The 20720-nt window shown below is 56.1% G+C and carries 19 protein-coding genes and 1 tRNA gene (1 of these 20 running past the window's edge); all 20 read right to left on the reverse strand.

The genetic code is table 11. The features are described 5' to 3' along the window. On the reverse strand, positions 1-207 hold the beginning of the coding sequence (gmhB, locus tag CK627_RS02330) for a D-glycero-beta-D-manno-heptose 1,7-bisphosphate 7-phosphatase (RefSeq protein WP_010635852.1). It extends 336 nt beyond the left edge of the window; 207 of the gene's 543 nt are visible here — the first part of the coding sequence; the start codon lies at positions 205-207; its stop codon lies off the left edge, out of view. Positions 208-320: 113 nt separating this feature from the next. Beyond that, positions 321-1505: an elongation factor Tu gene (gene tuf / locus CK627_RS02335; RefSeq protein WP_005306325.1), complete on the reverse strand. Its 1185-nt coding sequence runs from the start codon at positions 1503-1505 to the stop codon at positions 321-323. Between the two features lie 54 nt (positions 1506-1559). Continuing rightward, positions 1560-3665: an elongation factor G gene (fusA, locus tag CK627_RS02340; protein ID WP_005306261.1), complete on the reverse strand. Its 2106-nt coding sequence runs from the start codon at positions 3663-3665 to the stop codon at positions 1560-1562. Positions 3666-3740: 75 nt separating this feature from the next. Then, on the reverse strand, positions 3741-4211 hold the full coding sequence (gene rpsG, locus CK627_RS02345) for a 30S ribosomal protein S7 (protein WP_005306266.1): 471 nt from the start codon (positions 4209-4211) through the stop codon (positions 3741-3743). A gap of 93 nt (positions 4212-4304) precedes the next feature. Further along, positions 4305-4679 carry a 30S ribosomal protein S12 gene (gene rpsL / locus CK627_RS02350; RefSeq protein WP_005306278.1) on the reverse strand — a complete coding sequence of 125 codons (375 nt, stop codon included), beginning with the start codon at positions 4677-4679 and terminating at the stop codon, positions 4305-4307. Between the two features lie 183 nt (positions 4680-4862). Then, on the reverse strand, positions 4863-5141 hold the full coding sequence (tusB, locus tag CK627_RS02355) for a sulfurtransferase complex subunit TusB (RefSeq protein WP_095591595.1): 279 nt from the start codon (positions 5139-5141) through the stop codon (positions 4863-4865). Positions 5142-5148: 7 nt separating this feature from the next. Continuing rightward, the gene (gene tusC / locus CK627_RS02360) at positions 5149-5505 is read right to left on the reverse strand and encodes a sulfurtransferase complex subunit TusC (protein ID WP_017765118.1); all 357 of its coding nucleotides are present in this window, start codon (positions 5503-5505) and stop codon (positions 5149-5151) included. A gap of 9 nt (positions 5506-5514) precedes the next feature. Continuing rightward, complete coding sequence (gene tusD / locus CK627_RS02365; protein WP_017765117.1) at positions 5515-5907, reverse strand: sulfurtransferase complex subunit TusD; 393 nt, start codon at positions 5905-5907, stop codon at positions 5515-5517. Between the two features lie 86 nt (positions 5908-5993). Next, on the reverse strand, positions 5994-6374 hold the full coding sequence (locus tag CK627_RS02370; protein ID WP_005306289.1) for a RidA family protein: 381 nt from the start codon (positions 6372-6374) through the stop codon (positions 5994-5996). A 25-nt stretch (positions 6375-6399) separates the two neighbouring features. Then, positions 6400-7116 carry a helix-turn-helix transcriptional regulator gene (locus tag CK627_RS02375; protein ID WP_010635848.1) on the reverse strand — a complete coding sequence of 239 codons (717 nt, stop codon included), beginning with the start codon at positions 7114-7116 and terminating at the stop codon, positions 6400-6402. A gap of 197 nt (positions 7117-7313) precedes the next feature. Then, positions 7314-11618: a DNA-directed RNA polymerase subunit beta' gene (rpoC, locus tag CK627_RS02380; protein WP_095591596.1), complete on the reverse strand. Its 4305-nt coding sequence runs from the start codon at positions 11616-11618 to the stop codon at positions 7314-7316. Positions 11619-11698: 80 nt separating this feature from the next. Continuing rightward, positions 11699-15727: a DNA-directed RNA polymerase subunit beta gene (rpoB, locus tag CK627_RS02385; protein WP_010635847.1), complete on the reverse strand. Its 4029-nt coding sequence runs from the start codon at positions 15725-15727 to the stop codon at positions 11699-11701. Between the two features lie 224 nt (positions 15728-15951). Then, positions 15952-16317 (reverse strand): 50S ribosomal protein L7/L12, encoded by a 366-nt coding sequence (gene rplL / locus CK627_RS02390; protein WP_005306304.1) that lies wholly within the window; start codon positions 16315-16317, stop codon positions 15952-15954. A gap of 51 nt (positions 16318-16368) precedes the next feature. Further along, the gene (gene rplJ, locus CK627_RS02395; RefSeq protein ID WP_005306307.1) at positions 16369-16869 is read right to left on the reverse strand and encodes a 50S ribosomal protein L10; all 501 of its coding nucleotides are present in this window, start codon (positions 16867-16869) and stop codon (positions 16369-16371) included. A 256-nt stretch (positions 16870-17125) separates the two neighbouring features. Next, positions 17126-17827, reverse strand: coding sequence for a 50S ribosomal protein L1 (gene rplA, locus CK627_RS02400; RefSeq protein ID WP_005306309.1), 702 nt, complete (start codon positions 17825-17827; stop codon positions 17126-17128). Between the two features lie 4 nt (positions 17828-17831). Continuing rightward, the gene (gene rplK, locus CK627_RS02405) at positions 17832-18260 is read right to left on the reverse strand and encodes a 50S ribosomal protein L11 (RefSeq protein WP_005306313.1); all 429 of its coding nucleotides are present in this window, start codon (positions 18258-18260) and stop codon (positions 17832-17834) included. Positions 18261-18393: 133 nt separating this feature from the next. Continuing rightward, a complete protein-coding gene (gene nusG, locus CK627_RS02410) occupies positions 18394-18945 on the reverse strand; it encodes a transcription termination/antitermination protein NusG (protein WP_005306318.1) in 552 nt (183 codons plus the stop codon). A 9-nt stretch (positions 18946-18954) separates the two neighbouring features. Further along, positions 18955-19326 (reverse strand): preprotein translocase subunit SecE, encoded by a 372-nt coding sequence (gene secE, locus CK627_RS02415; RefSeq protein ID WP_005306322.1) that lies wholly within the window; start codon positions 19324-19326, stop codon positions 18955-18957. Between the two features lie 60 nt (positions 19327-19386). Beyond that, positions 19387-19463: transfer RNA gene (locus tag CK627_RS02420), tRNA-Trp, on the reverse strand. Between the two features lie 53 nt (positions 19464-19516). Next, positions 19517-20701, reverse strand: coding sequence for an elongation factor Tu (gene tuf, locus CK627_RS02425; protein WP_005306325.1), 1185 nt, complete (start codon positions 20699-20701; stop codon positions 19517-19519). Positions 20702-20720 lie beyond the last annotated feature (19 nt).

A 20720-nucleotide genomic window follows, 5' to 3' on the forward strand; every position in this document is an offset into this window, starting at 1 on the left:
CAGGTTCATGAAGTCATCTTCAGTGAAGTAGCCACGGGCGATGCCGGATTGGTTGGTCACCACGACCAGCAAATAGCCCTTTTTCTTCAGCAATTGCATGGCCTCAATCACCCCGGGCAGAAAATGGAAGTCATCAACCTGGCTGACATAACCCGTGTCCTTGTTGATGACACCATCGCGATCCAGAAAAATGGCGGGTTTACTCACAGCAGCTACCTCTATAGATGATTTCGCAAAAGTATCTCACAGGCCATTTAAAGCCCCAAAAGTAAAAGGGGTGGCCGAAGCCACCCCTTTCATGTGTGCATATAAAGTATCGATTAAGCGATAACTTTAGCTACAACACCAGCACCTACGGTACGGCCACCTTCACGGATGGCGAAACGCAGGCCGTCGTCCATTGCGATCGGGGCAATCAGGGTAACAACCATCTTGATGTTGTCGCCCGGCATGACCATCTCTACGCCTTCCGGCAGTTCGATGGTACCGGTCACGTCGGTAGTACGGAAGTAGAACTGCGGACGGTAGCCTTTGAAGAACGGGGTGTGACGACCACCTTCTTCTTTGGACAGCACGTACACTTCAGATTCGAACTTGGTGTGCGGCTTGATGGTGCCCGGCTTGGCCAGTACCTGACCACGCTCTACGTCTTCACGCTTCACGCCACGCAGCAGCGCGCCAACGTTCTCACCTGCACGACCTTCGTCCAGCAGTTTGCGGAACATTTCAACGCCGGTACAAGTGGTCTTGGTGGTATCTTTGATACCAACGATTTCCACTTCTTCACCAACTTTAACGATACCGCGCTCTACACGACCGGTTACTACGGTACCACGGCCTGCGATGGAGAATACGTCTTCGATCGGCATCAGGAACGGCTGGTCGATTGCGCGCTCCGGCTCCGGAATGTAGGTGTCCAGGTGGCCAGCCAGTTCCAGGATCTTCTCTTCCCACTGAGCTTCGCCTTCCAGCGCTTTCAGTGCGGAACCACGTACTACCGGCAGGTCATCACCCGGGAAGTCGTACTCGGACAGCAGTTCGCGAACTTCCATCTCGACCAGTTCCAGCAGCTCTTCGTCATCTACCATGTCGCACTTGTTCATGAACACGATGATGTACGGAACGCCTACCTGACGACCCAGCAGGATGTGCTCACGAGTCTGCGGCATCGGGCCGTCAGTCGCTGCTACTACCAGGATCGCGCCGTCCATCTGGGCAGCACCGGTGATCATGTTTTTAACGTAGTCGGCGTGACCCGGGCAGTCTACGTGGGCGTAGTGACGGGTAGCGGTGTCGTATTCTACGTGGGAGGTGTTGATGGTGATACCACGCTCACGCTCTTCCGGCGCCTTGTCGATCTGGTCGAAGGCGAAAGCTTTACCACCGAAGTGCTTGGCCAGCACGTTGGTGATGGCGGCGGTCAGGGTGGTTTTACCGTGGTCAACGTGGCCGATGGTGCCGACGTTTACGTGCGGTTTATTACGCTCAAATTTTTCTTTAGACACGACGTAGTCCTTCTAGGTTAAACCCGCCTACCGTCGTAGGCGGGGAATCTTAAATTACTTGGATTTGCGCTCTTCGATCACGGCCTGGGCGACGTTGGTCGGAGCATCGTGATACTTGGCGAATTCCATGGCGTAGGAAGCACGACCCTGGGTAGCAGAACGCAGGGAGGTGGCGTAACCGAACATTTCGGCCAGCGGCACCAGAGCACGTACGATCTTGCCGGACGGGCCATCTTCCATGCCTTCGATCAGGCCGCGACGACGGTTCAGGTCACCGATAACGTCGCCCATGTAGTCTTCCGGAGTCTCGACTTCGACCTTCATGATCGGCTCGAGCAGTACCGGGTTGGCCTTCATGAAGCCAGCCTTGAACGCCAGAGAAGCAGCGATCTTGAACGCCAGTTCGGAAGAGTCGACATCGTGGTAAGAACCGAAGTGCAGACGCACGCCCAGATCCATTACCGGATAACCTGCCAGCGGGCCGGACTTCAGCTGCTCGCGGATACCCTTGTCAACACCCGGGATGAATTCGCCCGGAATGACGCCACCCTTGATGTCATTGACGAACTCGTAGGCTTTGCCTTCTTCCAGCGGGTACATGTCGATAACGACGTGACCGTACTGACCACGACCACCGGACTGCTTGGCGTGCTTACCTTCGATATCCTTGACGGTGTTACGAATGGTTTCACGGTAGGCAACCTGCGGCTTACCTACGTTCGCTTCTACCTTGAACTCGCGACGCATACGGTCAACGATGATGTCCAGGTGCAGCTCACCCATACCGGCGATGATGGTTTGACCAGACTCTTCGTCGGTCCATACGCGGAAGGACGGATCTTCCTGAGCCAGACGGCCCAGAGCCAGACCCATCTTCTCCTGGTCGGCCTTGGATTTCGGCTCAACGGCGATGGAGATTACCGGCTCCGGGAATTCCATACGCTCCAGGATGATCGGTGCGTTCTCGTCACACAGGGTATCACCGGTGGTGACGTCCTTCAGGCCGATGGCAGCAGCGATGTCGCCTGCGCGAACTTCTTTGATCTCTTCACGCTTGTTGGCGTGCATCTGAACGATACGGCCAAAACGCTCGCGCTTCTCTTTAACGGAGTTCAGCACGGAGTCACCGGAGTTAACCACACCGGAGTAAACGCGGAAGAAGGTCAGGTTGCCCACGAACGGGTCGGTAGCAATCTTGAACGCCAGAGCAGAGAACGGCTCGTCATCGGAAGCGTGACGCTCGTCTTTGGTCTCGCCATCCAGCTTCAGACCGTCGATCGCAGCAACGTCGGTCGGCGCCGGCAGATACTCGATCACGGCATCCAGCATGGCCTGTACGCCCTTGTTCTTGAACGCGGAGCCACAGGTAACCAGGATGATTTCGTTGTTCAGAACGCGCTGACGAAGAGCTTTCTTGATCTCTTCCTCGGTCAGTTCTTCACCACCCAGGTATTTTTCCATCAGGTCTTCAGACGCTTCAGCAGCGGCTTCAACCAGGTTCATGCGCATTTCTTGCGCCTGTTCCAGCAGCTCGGCCGGCACGTCTTCGTAATCGAAGGAAACGCCCTGGTCAGCTTCGCTCCAGTTGATGGCTTTCATCTTGACCAGATCGATAACGCCCTTGAAGTTCTCTTCTGAACCGATGTTCAGTTGCAGCGGAACCGGGTTACCTTTCAGACGGGTCTTGATGTGCTCAACGCAGCGCAGGAAGTTGGCACCGGTACGGTCCATCTTGTTGACGAACGCGATACGGGGAACCTTGTACTTGTTAGCCTGACGCCATACGGTCTCAGACTGGGGCTGTACGCCACCTACGGCACAGTACACCATCACGGCGCCATCCAGAACACGCATGGAGCGCTCTACTTCGATAGTAAAGTCAACGTGGCCCGGGGTATCGATGATGTTGATACGGTGCGGTTGGAACTGTTTACCCATACCGGACCAGAAAGCGGTGGTCGCGGCGGAGGTGATGGTGATACCACGCTCTTGTTCCTGTTCCATCCAGTCCATGGTGGCAGCGCCATCGTGAACTTCACCGATCTTGTGACTTACACCGGTGTAAAACAGAACGCGCTCGGTAGTAGTAGTCTTACCGGCGTCGATGTGAGCGGAGATACCGATATTACGATAACGCTCAATGGGGGTTGTACGAGCCATTGTCATCCTCTTACTAGGGCACTTGTCCCCAGATAATTGAAGGTGCGCAGAGCCAAAAGACCCTGCGCAAGCGGATTACCAGCGGAAGTGAGCGAAGGCCTTGTTCGCTTCAGCCATACGGTGAACGTCTTCACGTTTCTTGACAGACGAACCCTTATTGTCAGCGGCATCCAGCAGCTCGCCAGCCAAACGCTGAGCCATTGATTTTTCACCACGTTTACGAGCGGCATCAACCAACCAGCGCATTGCCAGGGCATTGCGACGAACCGGACGAACTTCTACCGGTACCTGATAGGTTGCACCACCGACACGACGAGATTTAACCTCGACGGCCGGACGAATGTTGTCCAGGGCTTCTTCGAATACGGCCAGGTGCTCTTTGCCAGTCTTGGTGGCAATGATGTCCAGCGCGCCATATACGATGGCTTCGGAAACAGATTTCTTACCGTCAACCATTACTACGTTGACGAATTTAGCCAGCAGCTCTGATCCGAACTTGGGATCCGGCAGGATTTTACGCTGACCAACAACACGACGTCTTGGCATTTCAAATTCTCCGTAACTTCAGGGGTTACCCAAAACTAGAAAGTTATCTAACTAGAAACGAATTAACGTTTGGCCTTACTTAACGGAGAACCATTAAGCTTTCGGACGCTTCACGCCGTACTTGGAGCGAGCCTGCTTACGGTCTTTAACACCGGCACAGTCCAACGCACCACGAACGGTGTGGTAACGAACACCTGGCAAGTCTTTTACACGACCGCCACGGATCAGAACAACAGAGTGCTCTTGCAGGTTGTGACCTTCACCACCGATGTAGGAGGTGACTTCGAAGCCGTTGGTCAGACGTACACGGCACACTTTACGCAGTGCAGAGTTAGGCTTCTTCGGGGTGGTGGTGTATACACGAGTGCACACGCCACGCTTCTGAGGGCACGCTTCCAGCGCCGGCACGTTGCTTTTCACAACGAGCTTGATGCGTGGCTTGCGAACCAACTGGTTAATAGTTGCCATCAAAAGGCTCCTGATAATGACTTCATAAACATGTGAAAAATCCTCCCCGCAGATACGGGGACGCGAAATTTTATGCCCTGTTGTCAAGGGAGTCAAGATTTATACAATCCGTGTCGGGAACGGCACGGCAGAATGTGTGTAAAGGCACGGTAAGTCACTGAAATTATTTTATAAAAACAGTTTCTAGCCACCCCAGGTCTGCGGTGAGCCTTTTTCGGCGATCAGCGCGACCAGGTCGGCCATCTCCAAATCCATCCCGATCCGTGACTGCAACCCCCTCGCCTGCAGGTCCTCCCGCATCACGTAGAGCGGCATGCCTGTCAGCCGCTCGCTCCACAACGGGGCCGTTGCCGCGACGACGGCGTCCTGCATCAGCACCAACACATCGTCAGGCTGGCGATAGGCCAGTGCCTGCTCCAGCTCCCGACTCTGGAAGGGAGAAGTCAATATCAGCTGTATCATGGCTACCTCAAAAACAGATGTGGGTGCTGCAGTCGCCCCACTGACGACGAATGTCGGATCGGGAGAGACCGGTCACCGGGATCAGCAGCTCCTCGGGCGTCAGCCCCCGTTCCGCCAACGAGTCGGTACACACATAGACCTCTTCGATGTCGTACAGCTCGAGCATCTTGAAGGTCGGCGCATAGTGACGCTGCAAGATGGTCTGCGGCTGCTGGTCCTTGAGCAATTGCAGCACGCCGTCCTCGATGAGAAACAGCGCCAGCGACTCCGTCATGGCAGACGTGGCCAGCAGGGCGTCGAGACCTTCCCGGCCAGCCGCAGTACCATGAGGCCCGCGCCGGCAAATGAACGCTATCTTGTGCATGCTTCCCCCCTAGAACTGGACAAAGCGATCGGCGGTCAGGCTGGCTTCCGCCAGCTGGCCCAACCCGCTCAGGCAAAAGGGCGCTTCCAGATTGAACTGCGCTCTGCCCATCCCCTTGGCTTCCTGCTCATCCAGTACACCACGACGCATGGCCGCCGCCACGCACACGTCGATACGGATCCCCTGCTGGATGGCGAGCTCGCGCCACAGGGCGACCAGGTTGCTCTCATCGGAGGCGGGAGCATGCAGACCGTTGCCGTTGCAGACCCCATCCTGATAGAAAAACAGGTGAGACAGTCGATGACCCTGTTCGATGACGCTCAGGGCAAAGCGATAGGCCGTGCTGGCCGACTGGGTACCATAGGCCGGCCCCGTCACCAGCAAGGCGAAATTGAGACTCATATCCGGACTCCTGCGCATGTATCAGCCCATTCTACGCCAAATACGAAAAAGCCCCTCCTGGGAGGGGCTCTTCGTACCGCCTTGGATCAGACGTAAGCGATGGCTTCGACTTCAACCAGCACGTCCTTGGGCAGGCGCGCCACTTCCACGCAGGAGCGGGCCGGGGCCGATTCACCGAAGTAACGGGCATAAACCTGGTTGAAGGCAACAAAGTTGTTCATGTCGCTGAGGAAACAGGTGGTCTTCAGCACCTTGCTGGTGTCGGCACCCGCTGCCTTCAATACTGCAACCAGGTTCTTCATCACCTGCTCGGCCTGAGCCTCGATACCGCCAGCCACGATCTCCATGGTGGCCGGATCGAGCGGGATCTGCCCTGAGGTGAAGACCAGCTCGCCCAGTTTGGTGGCCTGAACATATGGACCAATTGCGGCAGGAGCCTTGTCGGTTGCAATAACTTCTTTAGCCATTCTTGTCTATCCCCTTCTATGGCGCTTATTCGTTTTCGTCTTCACCCTGCTTGCGCTGTCGGATGTACAGATAAACGGTGTGTTTGGAAATATTCAGTTTGTCGGCGACCAGGTTGATCGAGTCCTTGATATCAAATATGCCCTTCTCGAACAACTGGGTCACGATAAACCTGTTTTTGGCATTGTTGGCAACGGTCGGATCGCGGTTGATTTCGTCGATGGTATTGTCCACCGTCTGGGCAACCAGCTCTTCCACACTGTTGGCAAAGGTCTCCGGCGACTGACGCTCGACTTGTTGCGGCGTCGGGAAGAATTCGGCGACAAACTCGTGAAAAGGCGCATTGATGTGCAGGTTGATACAGATAAGGCCGATCACCTGCCTGTCGCTGTTCCTGATGGCGATGGTGCTCGACTTCATCAGGGCACCGGTGCGACTGCGAGCAAAATAGCTCTGGGTGTAATCCTGGCCGGTATTCTCTATGTCCTTGAGCATACGCAGCGCGAGATCGGTAATGGGGGCCCCCTCATTACGTCCCGTATTGAACCCGTTGGCAATCTTGATCACGGACTCGTGCAGATTTTCCAGGGAGTGGAGCACCACTTCACAGTGCTTGCCGAACAGCTCAGCCAAGCCGTCGATAAGCCCATCGTATGAGCGCAACAATTCCCTGTCTTCGTCTGTAAAAGTGCGACCGATCAGTTGCTCTTCGGGAAGCATCACTTCCTCGATACCGACAGTCATGTTCTACCCCTGCAATACCCATTCAACTTTCCCGAGTTTTCAGTTGCGAGGGTTCAATGTCAACTTTTTTTGATTTTTTACTCCGCAACCTTGCTCTGGATCATCCGAATATCCGCGTGGCATCAGGCTTTGCCGAGAAAACAGCCAATAAAAAGGGCCCCATAAAGGGGCCCTTTTTCAATCACTGCAGCAGAAGATTACTCTTCGTCAAAGCTGCCGGCTGCGTTGAGCAGATCCGCCAGGTTTTGCTGAGCTTCATCGGCAGTCACCTGCGGTGCGGCAACGGCACGAGCGGCTGCGGCACGCTGGTTGATCCGGCTGTGGTGGTAGGCAAAGCCGGTACCAGCCGGGATCAGACGACCTACGATCACGTTCTCTTTCAGGCCACGCAGTTCGTCGCGCTTGCCGCCAACGGCAGCTTCGGTCAGAACGCGGGTGGTTTCCTGGAAGGAAGCCGCGGAGATGAAGGACTCGGTGCTCAGAGATGCCTTGGTAATACCCATCAGGATGTGACGGTAGGTGGCCGGGGTCTTGCCCTCAGCAACCAGCTTACGGTTGGCAATCTTCACGCGAGCCACTTCAACCTGTTCGCCTTCGATCAGGTCGGTGTCGCCAGCAGTCAGGATCTCGCACTTGCGCAGCATCTGACGAACGATGACTTCGATGTGCTTGTCGTTGATCTTAACGCCTTGCAGACGGTAAACGTCCTGCACTTCGTTGGCGATGTAGTTGGCGACCGGGCTGATACCGCGCAGACGCAGGATGTCGTGAGCAGACTCAGGACCGTCCGCCAGCACTTCACCCTTCTCAACTTTTTCACCTTCGAACACGTTCAGGTTACGCCACTTCGGAATCATCTCCTCGTAGACGTCGCCACCATCGGTCGGGGTGATGACCAGACGGCGTTTGCCCTTGGTTTCTTTCCCGAAGGAGATGGTACCGGAGATCTCGGCCAGGATGGCCGGCTCTTTCGGTTGACGTGCTTCGAACAGATCCGCAACGCGCGGCAGACCACCGGTGATGTCCTTGGTACCGCCGGACTCTTGCGGGATACGCGCTACCGCGTCACCCACGCCCACGTTGGCACCATCTTCCAGGTTCACGATCGCCTTGCCCGGCAGGAAGTACTGGGCGGCTACATCGGTACCCGGGATCATCACGTCCTTGCCGTTCAGGTCGACCAGTTTCACGGTCGGACGCATCTCTTTACCGGCGCTCGGACGCTCGTTGACATCCAGCACGACGATGGAGGAGAGACCGGTCAGTTCGTCGGTCTGACGAGTAATGGTAACGCCGTCGATCATGTGTTCGAAGTGCAGGCGACCCGCCACTTCGGTGATGATCGGGTGAGTGTGCGGATCCCAGTTGGCGACGGTTTCACCGGCGCTCACGGCCTGGCCATCCTTCACTTCCAGCACGGCACCGTAAGGCAGCTTGTGGCTTTCCTTGGTACGGCCCATCTCGTCCATGATGGTCAGTTCGGTAGAACGAGAGGTGATAACCAGTTTGTCGTCGCTGTTGTGAACGAACTTGGCGTTCTGCAGCTTGATGCTACCGGTGTTCTTGACCTGGATGCTGCTCTCGGCAGCGGCACGGGATGCGGCACCACCGATGTGGAAGGTACGCATCGTCAGCTGGGTACCCGGTTCACCGATGGACTGGGCGGCGATAACACCGACAGCCTCACCCTTGTTAACCAGGTGACCACGGGCCAGATCACGGCCGTAGCAGTGAGCACAGTTACCGAAGTCGGTCTCACAGGTGATGGCAGAACGTACCTTCACGCGGTCGACGGAGTTGCGCTCCAGCAGGTCACACAGCTGCTCGTCGAGCAGAGTGTTGCGTGCTACCAGCACTTCATCTTCGGTACCCGGCTTGATCACGTCATCGGCAACCACACGGCCCAGTACGCGCTCGCGCAGCGGCTCGACCACGTCGCCACCCTCGATCAGCGGAGTCATCCACAGACCTTCGGTAGTGCCGCAATCGTCCTCGGTGATCACCATGTCCTGTGCAACGTCTACCAGACGACGAGTCAGGTAACCGGAGTTCGCAGTCTTCAGTGCGGTATCCGCCAGACCCTTACGAGCACCGTGAGTGGAGATGAAGTACTGCAGTACGTTCAGACCTTCGCGGAAGTTCGCCACGATCGGCGTCTCGATGATGGAGCCATCCGGCTTGGCCATCAGGCCACGCATACCGGCCAGCTGACGAATCTGGGCTGCGGAACCCCGCGCACCGGAGTCAGCCATCATGAAGATGCTGTTGAACGAGGCTTGCTCTTCTTCTTCACCCAGCGAGTTGACGTTACGCTCTTTGGACAAGTTCTCCATCATGGCCTTGGATACACGCTCGTTGGCGCTGGCCCAGATATCGATAACCTTGTTGTAACGTTCGCCCGCGGTCACCAGACCGGACAGGAACTGGTCCTGGATCTCGGCAACTTCGGCTTCGGCAGAAGCGATGATGTCCTTCTTGGCATCCGGGATGACCATGTCATCGATACCAACGGACGCACCGGACAGGGCCGCGTAGTGGAAACCGGTATACATCAGCTGGTCAGCGAAGATAACGGTGTCCTTCAGGCCCTGCTTGCGATAGCAGGTGTTCAGCAGACGAGAGATCAGCTTCTTGCCCAGCGCCTTGTTGGAGACGCACTTGATCCAGTTCTGCGGGTTGGCATCCAGATCAGCCTGTTCGGCGGCAGTCAGCACCTTCGGCTCGTCGATCAGGGCGTATTCCATGCCTTTCGGCAGGATCAGGCTCAGGATCGCGCGACCAACGGTGGTGTTCTTCATCTCGGTCTTGGCAACCAGCTCACCGCCTTCGTTCTTCACGTACTCGGTGATGCGGCACTTGACGCGCGCATGCAGGTCGGCCAGGCCGGCACGGTAGACCTTTTCGGCCTCTTTCGGACCGGACAGCACCATACCTTCGCCCTTGGCGGCGATACGGGCACGGGTCATGTAGTACAGACCCAAGACCACGTCCTGAGACGGAACGATGATCGGCTCACCGGAGGCAGGCGACAGGATGTTGTTGGTGGACATCATCAGGGCGCGCGCTTCCAGCTGGGCTTCCAGGGTCAGCGGTACGTGGACCGCCATCTGGTCACCGTCGAAGTCCGCGTTATAGGCGGCACAGACGAGCGGGTGCAGCTGGATGGCCTTGCCTTCGATCAGGGTCGGCTCGAACGCCTGGATACCCAGACGGTGCAGAGTCGGTGCACGGTTCAGCAGGACCGGGTGTTCGCGGATCACTTCGTCCAGGATGTCCCAGACAACAGCTTCTTCGCGCTCAACCATCTTCTTGGCGGCCTTGATGGTGGTCGCCAGGCCGCGAGTTTCCAGCTTGCCATAGATGAAGGGCTTGAACAGTTCCAGCGCCATCTTCTTCGGCAGACCGCACTGATGCAGGCGCAGGGTCGGACCTACGGTGATAACGGAACGACCGGAGTAGTCGACACGCTTACCGAGCAGGTTCTGACGGAAACGACCTTGCTTACCCTTGATCATGTCGGCCAAGGATTTCAGCGGGCGCTTGTTGGAGCCGGTGATGGCACGGCCACGACGGCCGTTGTCCAGCAGGGCATCCACGGACTCTTGCAGCATGCGCTTTTCGTTGCGCACGATGATGTCCGGTGCAGCCAGATCCAGCAGACGCTTCAGACGGTTGTTACGGTTGATCACGCGACGGTACAGATCGTTCAGATCGGAGGTCGCGAAACGGCCGCCGTCCAGCGGTACCAGCGGACGCAGGTCCGGCGGCAGCACAGGCAGCACTGTCATGATCATCCACTCCGGCTTGTTGCCGGACTGCAGGAAGGCCTCCATCAGCTTCAGACGTTTGGTGGTCTTCTTGCGCTTGGTCTCGGAGTTGGTCTGATCCAGCTCTTCGCGCATGGTGCGCACTTCGCCTTCCAGATCGATGGCGCGCAGCAATGCCAGGATTGCTTCGGCACCCATCTTGGCGTCGAATTCGTCGCCCCACTCTTCCAGTGCGTCCAGGTACTGCTCTTCGGACAGCATCTGGCTGCGCTCGAGGTTGGTCATACCGGGTTCGATCACTACATAGGATTCGAAATACAGCACGCGCTCGATGTCACGCAGGGTCATGTCCAGCAGCAGGCCGATACGGGACGGCAGGGACTTCAGGAACCAGATGTGGGCAGTCGGGCTGGCCAGCTCGATGTGGCCCATACGCTCACGACGGACCTTGGTCTGGGTCACTTCTACGCCGCACTTCTCACAGATCACACCACGGTGTTTCAGGCGCTTGTACTTGCCGCACAGACACTCGTAGTCCTTCACCGGTCCGAAGATACGGGCGCAGAACAGACCATCACGCTCCGGCTTGAAAGTCCGGTAGTTGATGGTCTCAGGCTTTTTGACCTCACCGAATGACCAGGAGCGGATCATGTCAGGAGAGGCCAGACCGATCTTGATACTGTCAAACTCTTCGGTCTTGGTCTGAGCCTTCAAAAACTTGAGTAAGTCTTTCACGTGTTTCCCCTGTCAGGAGTCTAACCTCGGCGCCCCTCTCGGGGCGCCCACGTCAATTCTCGAACAATAAGAGCGAGCTCTTACTCTTCGTCCAGCTCGATGTTGATACCCAGAGAGCGGATTTCCTTCAGCAATACGTTGAAGGATTCGGGCATGCCCGGCTCCATACGGTGGTCGCCATCCACGATGTTCTTGTACATCTTGGTACGGCCATTCACATCGTCAGACTTGACGGTCAGCATCTCCTGCAGGGTATATGCCGCACCGTAAGCCTCCAGGGCCCACACTTCCATCTCACCGAAACGCTGACCACCGAACTGCGCCTTACCACCCAGCGGCTGCTGGGTAACCAGGCTGTAGGAGCCGGTAGAACGCGCGTGCATCTTGTCGTCTACCAGGTGGTTCAGCTTCAGCATGTACATGTAACCCACGGTGACCTTACGCTCGAAGGCGTTACCGGTACGACCGTCGAACAGGGCGATCTGACCGGATTCCGGCAGGTCGGCCAGCTTCAGCAGGGCCTTGATTTCACGCTCTTTGGCGCCATCAAATACCGGAGTTGCCACCGGCAGACCCTTGCGCAGGTTACCGACCAGGGTACGTACGTCGTCGTCGGACAGCTCGGCCACGTTCACTTGCTGGGTGTCTTTCTCGCCCAGGTCATAGACCTGTTGCAGGAAGTCACGCATCTCGTGCAGCTCGCGCTGTTCCTTGACCATGCGGTCGATCTTCTCGCCAATACCCTTGGCCGCGAGGCCCAGGTGCACTTCAAGGATCTGACCGATGTTCATACGGGACGGTACGCCCAACGGGTTCAGAACGATGTCGACCGGACGGCCGTACTCGTCATGGGGCATATCCTCGACCGGACAGATCTTGGAGATAACACCCTTGTTACCGTGACGACCCGCCATCTTGTCACCTGGCTGGATGCGACGCTTGACGGCCAGATAGACCTTGACGATCTTCAGGACGCCCGGCGCCAGGTCATCGCCCTGGATGATCTTGCGACGCTTGTTCTCGAATTTCTTGTCGAACTCGGCCTTCAGCTCAACGTGCTGTTCAGCGATCTGTTCCAGCTCGATTTGCTTGGCTTCATCTTCGATGGCCAGTTCAAACCACTTGGAGCGATCGAGCTTGTTCAGACGGTCTTCGCTGTAACCGGCGGCCAGCAGCAGGTTGCGGGAGCGGCCGAAAATGCCGTCTTCCAGGATCTTGAACTCTTCGGTCAAGTCCTTCTTCGCTTCCTTCAGCTGCATCTCTTCGATTTCTTTGGCGCGCTTGTCTTTTTCCACGCCATCGCGGGTAAAGACCTGCACGTCAACCACGGTACCGTACACACCGTTCGGCACACGCAGGGAAGAGTCCTTCACGTCGGACGCCTTCTCACCGAAGATGGCGCGCAGCAGCTTCTCTTCCGGGGTCAGCTGGGTTTCACCTTTCGGGGTCACCTTACCTACCAGAATGTCGCCGCCCTTCACTTCGGCACCCACGTAGACGATACCGGATTCGTCCAGCTTGGACAGAGCGGCTTCACCCACGTTCGGGATGTCGGCAGTGATCTCCTCCGGACCCAGTTTGGTGTCACGGGAGATACAGGCCAGTTCCTGGATGTGAATGGTGGTCAGGCGATCTTCCTGAACAACACGCTCGTTCACCAGGATCGAGTCTTCGAAGTTGTAACCGTTCCACGGCATGAACGCGACGCGCAGGTTCTGACCCAGCGCCAGTTCACCCAAGTCGGTGGACGGGCCGTCAGCCAGTACGTCGCCCGCCATTACCGGCTCGCCCAACATCACGCACGGACGCTGGTTGATACAGGTGTTCTGGTTGGAACGGGTGTATTTGGTCAGGCTGTAGATGTCGATGCCGGCTTCGCCAGGCAGCAGCTCATCTTCGTTGACCTTGATAACGATACGGGAAGCATCGACGTAGTCGATCATGCCGCCACGCTTGGCCACTACGGTAACACCGGAGTCAACGGCCACAGCGCGTTCCATACCGGTACCAACCAGCGGCTTGTCGGCGCGCAGAGTCGGTACAGCCTGACGTTGCATGTTTGAGCCCATCAATGCGCGGTTCGCGTCATCGTGTTCCAGGAAGGGGATCAGGGCCGCTGCCACAGAGACGATCTGTTGCGGGCTCACGTCCATATACTGGATCTGGTCGGCGTTCATAAAGGTGGATTCACCTTTGTGACGGCACGGGATCAATTCATCTTTCAGACGGCCATCTTCGGTGGTCGCGGCGTTAGCCTGTGCGATCACGTACTTGCCTTCTTCAATAGCAGACAGATAGTCCACTTCGTCGGTGATCACACCGTCAATGACCTTGCGGTACGGGGTCTCGAGGAAACCGTACTCGTTGGTACGAGAGTACACGGACAAGGAGTTGATCAGACCGATGTTCGGACCTTCAGGAGTCTCGATGGGGCACAGACGACCGTAGTGGGTCGGGTGTACGTCTCGAACTTCAAAGCCGGCACGCTCACGAGTCAAACCGCCCGGGCCCAGCGCGGAGATACGGCGCTTGTGGGTTACTTCGGACAGCGGGTTGTTCTGGTCCATGAACTGGGACAGCTGGCTGGAACCAAAGAACTCTTTGACTGCGGCGGAGATCGGCTTGGCGTTGATCAGATCCTGCGGCATCAGGGTGTCCAGGTCGCCCAGGGAGAGACGCTCCTTGACCGCACGCTCGACACGCACCAGACCGACACGGAACTGGTTCTCGGCCATTTCACCGACAGAACGGATACGACGGTTGCCCAGGTGGTCGATATCGTCCACTTCGTCGTTACCGTTACGGATGTCGATCAGGCGCTTCATCACATCGACGATATCGTCTTTGGTCAGGGTGCCCACGCCGGTCTCGTCTTCACGAGCCAGACGGCGGTTGAACTTCATCCGACCTACGGTAGACAGGTCGTAACGTTCGGAAGAGAAGAACAGGTTCTCGAACAGCTGCTCTGCGGCTTCGCGAGTCGGCGGCTCACCCGGACGCATCATGCGATAGATCTCGACCAGGGCTTCCAAGCGGCTGGAGCTGGAGTCGATACGCAGGGTCTCGGACATGTAGGCACCGTGGTCCAGTTCGTTGGTGAACAGAACCTCGAAATGCTTGAAGCCGGCTTGGGAGAGGTTGGCTACCGCTTCCAGGCTCAGCGCCTGGTTGGCAGTCACTACCATCTCGCCAGTTTGCGGATGTGCGTAGTCCTTAGCAGCAACTTTGCCAACAACATACTCAACCGGTACCTCAATCTGGGTAACGGAATCTTTTTCCAACTGACGGATGTGACGCGCAGTCACTCGACGACCGGTCTCAACCACCACGGCGCCATTGGCCACGATGTCAAAGGTCGCAGTTTCACCACGCAGGCGCTCCGGCACCAGATCCATCATCAGCTTGCCATCTTTGACTTCGAAACCGATGGTCTCGAAGAAGGTGGCCAGAATCTGTTCGGAACTGAAATCCAGGGCACGCAGAATAATGGATGCCGGCAGTTTGCGACGACGGTCGATACGGACAAACAAGTTGTCTTTCGCATCGAACTCGAAGTCCAGCCAGGAGCCACGGTAGGGAATAACGCGAGCGTTATACAGCACCTTACCGGATGAATGTGTTTTGCCTTTATCGTGGTCGAAGAAGACGCCCGGGCTGCGGTGCAGCTGGGAGACGATTACCCGCTCGGTACCATTGATGACAAAGGTGCCGTTCTCGGTCATGAGCGGAATTTCGCCCATGTATACTTCTTGTTCCTTGATGTCTTTGACGGTGCCGGCAGCTGCTTCACGGTCGTACAGAACCATACGAAGCTTGACACGCAGCGGCGCGGAGTAGGTCACTCCACGGATCTGGCATTCTTTTACGTCAAATACCGGCTCACCCAGGCGATAGCTGACATACTGAAGCTCAGCACTACCGGAGTAACTGGTGATCGGGAAAACGCTACGGAAAGCGGCCTCTAGGCCATATTCACCTTCCGGGTCAGCCTCGATGAACTGCTTGAAGGAGTCCAGCTGAATGGACAACAGATAAGGCGTGTCCAGTACCTGGTCTCGCTTACCGAAGTCCTTACGAATGCGTTTTTTTTCGGTATAAGAGTAAACCATAGGGTTCCTCAGCTCGCTGATAAGTGACCCACTCTGTCCCACGGGACAGCTCTGTCTCAACACCGTTTTGTGTTGGCCCGGACGAAAGAAAACAGTCCGGATTGCTGGTGCACCGAGAGTCGTAAACGGTGTGAAATGCTCTCAGTCTACAGCGCAAAAAGGCTGGTGAACAAAAATTCACCAGCCCTAGCCTGTTTTATCAGGCTAATCTACATAAATGCAGATTATTTGATCTCAACAGAAGCACCGGCAGCTTCCAGCTCTTTCTTCAGAGCTTCAGCTTCGTCCTTGGACACGCCTTCCTTCAGGTTAGCCGGGGCAGCTTCTACCAGATCTTTGGCTTCTTTCAGGCCCAGACCGGTAGCGCCACGAACGGCTTTGATAACGGCAACTTTGTTGGCGCCAGCAGCAGTCAGAACTACGTCGAACTCGGTCTTCTCTTCTACTGCTTCAGCAGCAGCCGGGCCGGCCATTACGGCAGCAGCGGCAGAAACACCGAACTTCTCTTCCATAGCTTCGATCAGCTCAACAACTTCCATTACGGACATGGAAGCAACGGCTTCGATGATTTGGTCTTTAGTGATAGACATGACAAAAATTCCTGATGTTGAATAAACTCAAACAGCCTAGATAGGCGAGAATCAAGCAGCAGCTTGTTTCTGGTCGCGAACAGCAGCGATAGTACGAACCAGCTTGCCAGCAGAGGCTTCCTTCATGGTAGCCATCAGCTTCGCAATTGCTTCTTCGTAAGTCGGCAGCGTGGCCAGACGATCAATTTGTGCTGCGGCGATAAACTCACCGTTAAAAGCGCCAGCCTTGATTTCGAACTTTTGGTTCGCTTTGGCAAACTCTTTGAACAGACGAGCGGCAGCGCCCGGGTGTTCGTTAGAGAAAGCAATCAAGGTAGGACCGGTAAATGCGTCGTTCAGGCACTCGTATTCGGTACCTTCTACCGCGCGACGCAGCAGGGTGTTACGCACAACGCGCATGTACACACCAGCTTCACGAGCGGTTTTACGCAGGACGGTCATCTTGTCTACAGTCACGCCGCGAGAATCGGCAATCACTGCAGAAAGAGCGCCTTTGGCAGCTTCGTTGACTTCAGCAACAATTGCCTTTTTGTCTTCGAGTCCCAATGCCATTGGCTTAACTCCTGGATTGAATCCGGGTCAATTGACCCAGTACTGACACATCCCCCCTACCTTTACAACAGAGGGGAACGATGCGGTAGCAGGATTCCAGAAGAGAAAGAATCTTTCTCGCTGGGTTTCCGGCACCGTCTACGCAGGAAGTATTAAGGCCTAGCGGCCTCCTGCGGTCTTGGACGGAGGTCGAAGCCCCCAACCAATCAAGGCGCAAAATTATAGATTAAATTTTGCGCCTTGTAAAATCCATCAATTAGGCCTGAGCTTCCAGAGTAGCTTGGTCTACGGCAACACCGGCACCCATAGTGGTGGAGATGCTTACCTTCTTGATGTACTGACCCTTGGCGGAGGACGGCTTGGCCTTTTTCAAGGCAACCAGCAGAGCTTCCAAGTTCTCTTTCAACTGAACTTCGTTGAAGGAAACTTTGCCCAGGGTAGTGTGAATGATACCGTTCTTGTCGTTACGGTAACGAACCTGACCAGCCTTGGCGTTCTTGACGGCTTCGGCTACGTTCGGGGTTACAGTACCAACTTTCGGGTTCGGCATCAGGCCGCGCGGGCCCAGGATTTGACCCAGTTGACCAACAACGCGCATGGCATCCGGGGATGCGATCACGACGTCGAAGTTCATCTCGCCTTTCTTGACCAGATCGGCCAGGTCATCCATGCCAACCAGCTCAGCACCGGCAGCTTTGGCAGCTTCGGCGTTGGCACCTTGGGTGAACACGGCTACGCGTACATCACGACCGGTACCGTGCGGCAGTACAGTAGCACCACGTACGTTCTGGTCAGATTTACGAGCATCGATACCCAGGTTAACGGCAACGTCAACGCTTTCAACGAACTTGGCGGTAGCCAGTTCTTTCAGCAGGGCAATGGCTTCGTTGATGGAGTACTCTTTGGTACCGTCAACTTTTTCGCGAATAACGCGCATACGCTTGGACAGTTTAGCCATTGTCTTACTCCTCCACTACCAGGCCCATGGAACGAGCGGAGCCGGCGATGCAACGTACTTTTGCATCCAGATCGGCACCGGTCATATCCGGCTCTTTGGTCTTGGCGATTTCTTGCAGCTGGGCAACAGTCACCTTACCAACCTTGTCTTTGTTCGGCTTGGCGGAACCAGACTGGATACCAGCAGCTTTCTTCAGCAGGAAGGAAGCGGGCGGAGTCTTGGTTTCGAAGGTGAAGGAACGGTCGCTGTAAACGGTGATCACGACCGGAGTCGGAGAACCTTTTTCCAGCTTCTCTGTACGAGCGTTGAACGCTTTACAGAATTCCATGATGTTAACACCGTGCTGACCCAGAGCAGGACCAACGGGAGGGCTGGGGTTAGCACTGCCAGCCTTAACTTGCAGCTTGATATAAGCTGTGACTTTCTTAGCCATTACAAAAATACCTCAGAAATGGGTTCTAACGCCTCGGAGACATGCTCCTGCAAACGGCTCCCCAACTAATAAAGGGGCAGCGAATTATAATGACATTCGCTGCCCCTGACAACCGTTAACGAACAGAGTTTAATCAGCCTTTTTCGACCTGACCAAAATCCAGCTCTACCGGAGTAGAACGGCCGAAGATCAGTACGGAGACCTTCACGCGGCTCTTTTCGTAGTCCACTTCTTCAACGGTACCGTTGAAATCGGCGAACGGACCATCGGCAACCCGCACCATCTCACCCGGTTCAAACAGGGTTTTCGGACGCGGCTTGTCGTGGGCATCTTGCAGACGATTGAGGATGGCATCCGCTTCCTTATCGGAGATAGGAGCAGGACGATCAGAGGTGCCACCGATGAAGCCCATGACGCGCGGTACGTTGCGTACCAGGTGCCATGTGGTTTCATCCATGATCATCTGCACCAGGACGTAGCCCGGGAAAAACTTGCGCTCACTCTTGCGCTTCTGGCCAGCACGCATCTCGACCACTTCTTCGGTCGGGACCAGCACTTCACCGAACATGTCTTCCATGCCATGCATCTTGATATGTTCACGCAGGGATTTGGCGACACGGCCTTCATAGCCGGAAAACGCCTGCACGACATACCATCTCATACGCTGTTCACGTTGTTCAGTCATGGCTTATCCTTACACACCGGTAATCAGGTTGACCAACCAGACCAGGGCACCGTCCAGAACGAACAGCAGCAGCCCCATCACGGCAGTCACCGCCAGCACAATCAGGGTTGTCTGAATGGCTTCCTGACGGGTTGGCCATACGACCTTGCGTACTTCCAGGCGAGACTCACGGGCAAATGCCAGTGTTGCCTTTCCCTTGGTGGTTTGCAGGGCTACTGCACCGGCAGCAGCAATGACAACGACCACACCCAGGGCGCGGACGGCAGCGACAACATCGTTGAGCAGGTAATTACCCACTACAGCGGCCGCCAGGATAATGAAAACCAGGCCCCAAAGCAGGGTATCCTTGCTTCCGCCCTGGCTCTCAGAACTAACACTCATACAACCCACCTGTATCTGACGTAACCAAAGACACAAAAGCCCCGTACGAGACGAGGTATATGGCAGGGGCGGCAGGACTCGAACCCGCAACCATCGGTTTTGGAGACCGCTGTTCTACCAATTCGAACTACGCCCCTGCATAAGAAAGCCCCTATTATAGGGGCTTTGCTTTATTTATGTAAGCCAAAGATTAAGCGATAACTTTAGCTACAACACCAGCACCTACGGTACGGCCACCTTCACGGATGGCGAAACGCAGGCCGTCGTCCATCGCGATCGGCGCAATCAGGGTAACAACCATCTTGATGTTGTCGCCCGGCATGACCATCTCTACGCCTTCCGGCAGTTCGATGGTACCGGTCACGTCGGTTGTACGGAAGTAGAACTGCGGACGGTAGCCTTTGAAGAACGGGGTGTGACGACCACCTTCTTCTTTGGACAGTACGTACACTTCAGATTCGAACTTGGTGTGCGGCTTGATGGTGCCCGGCTTGGCCAGTACCTGACCACGCTCTACGTCTTCACGCTTCACGCCACGCAGCAGCGCGCCAACGTTCTCACCTGCGCGACCTTCGTCCAGCAGTTTGCGGAACATTTCAACGCCGGTACAGGTGGTCTTGGTGGTATCTTTGATACCAACGATTTCCACTTCTTCACCAACTTTAACGATACCGCGCTCTACACGACCGGTTACTACGGTACCACGGCCTGCGATGGAGAATACGTCTTCGATCGGCATCAGGAACGGCTGGTCGATTGCGCGCTCCGGCTCCGGAATGTAGGTGTCCAGGTGGCCAGCCAGTTCCAGGATCTTCTCTTCCCACTGAGCTTCGCCTTCCAGCGCTTTCAGTGCGGAACCACGTACCACCGGCAGGTCATCACCCGGGAAGTCGTACTCGGACAGCAGTTCGCGAACTTCCATCTCGACCAGTTCCAGCAGCTCTTCGTCATCTACCATGTCGCACTTGTTCATGAACACGATGATGTACGGAACGCCTACCTGACGACCCAGCAGGATGTGCTCACGAGTCTGCGGCATCGGGCCGTCAGTCGCTGCTACTACCAGGATCGCGCCGTCCATCTGGGCAGCACCGGTGATCATGTTTTTAACGTAGTCGGCGTGACCCGGGCAGTCTACGTGGGCGTAGTGACGGGTAGCGGTGTCGTATTCTACGTGGGAGGTGTTGATGGTGATACCACGCTCACGCTCTTCCGGCGCCTTGTCGATCTGGTCGAAGGCGAAAGCTTTACCACCGAAGTGCTTGGCCAGCACGTTGGTGATGGCGGCGGTCAGGGTGGTTTTACCGTGGTCAACGTGGCCGATGGTACCCACGTTAACGTGCGGTTTATTACGCTCAAATTTTTCTTTAGACATGATCGTCCCTCTAAACTAA

Source organism: Aeromonas dhakensis (genome assembly GCF_002285935.1).
In the GTDB taxonomy this organism is placed as follows: domain Bacteria; phylum Pseudomonadota; class Gammaproteobacteria; order Enterobacterales; family Aeromonadaceae; genus Aeromonas; species Aeromonas dhakensis.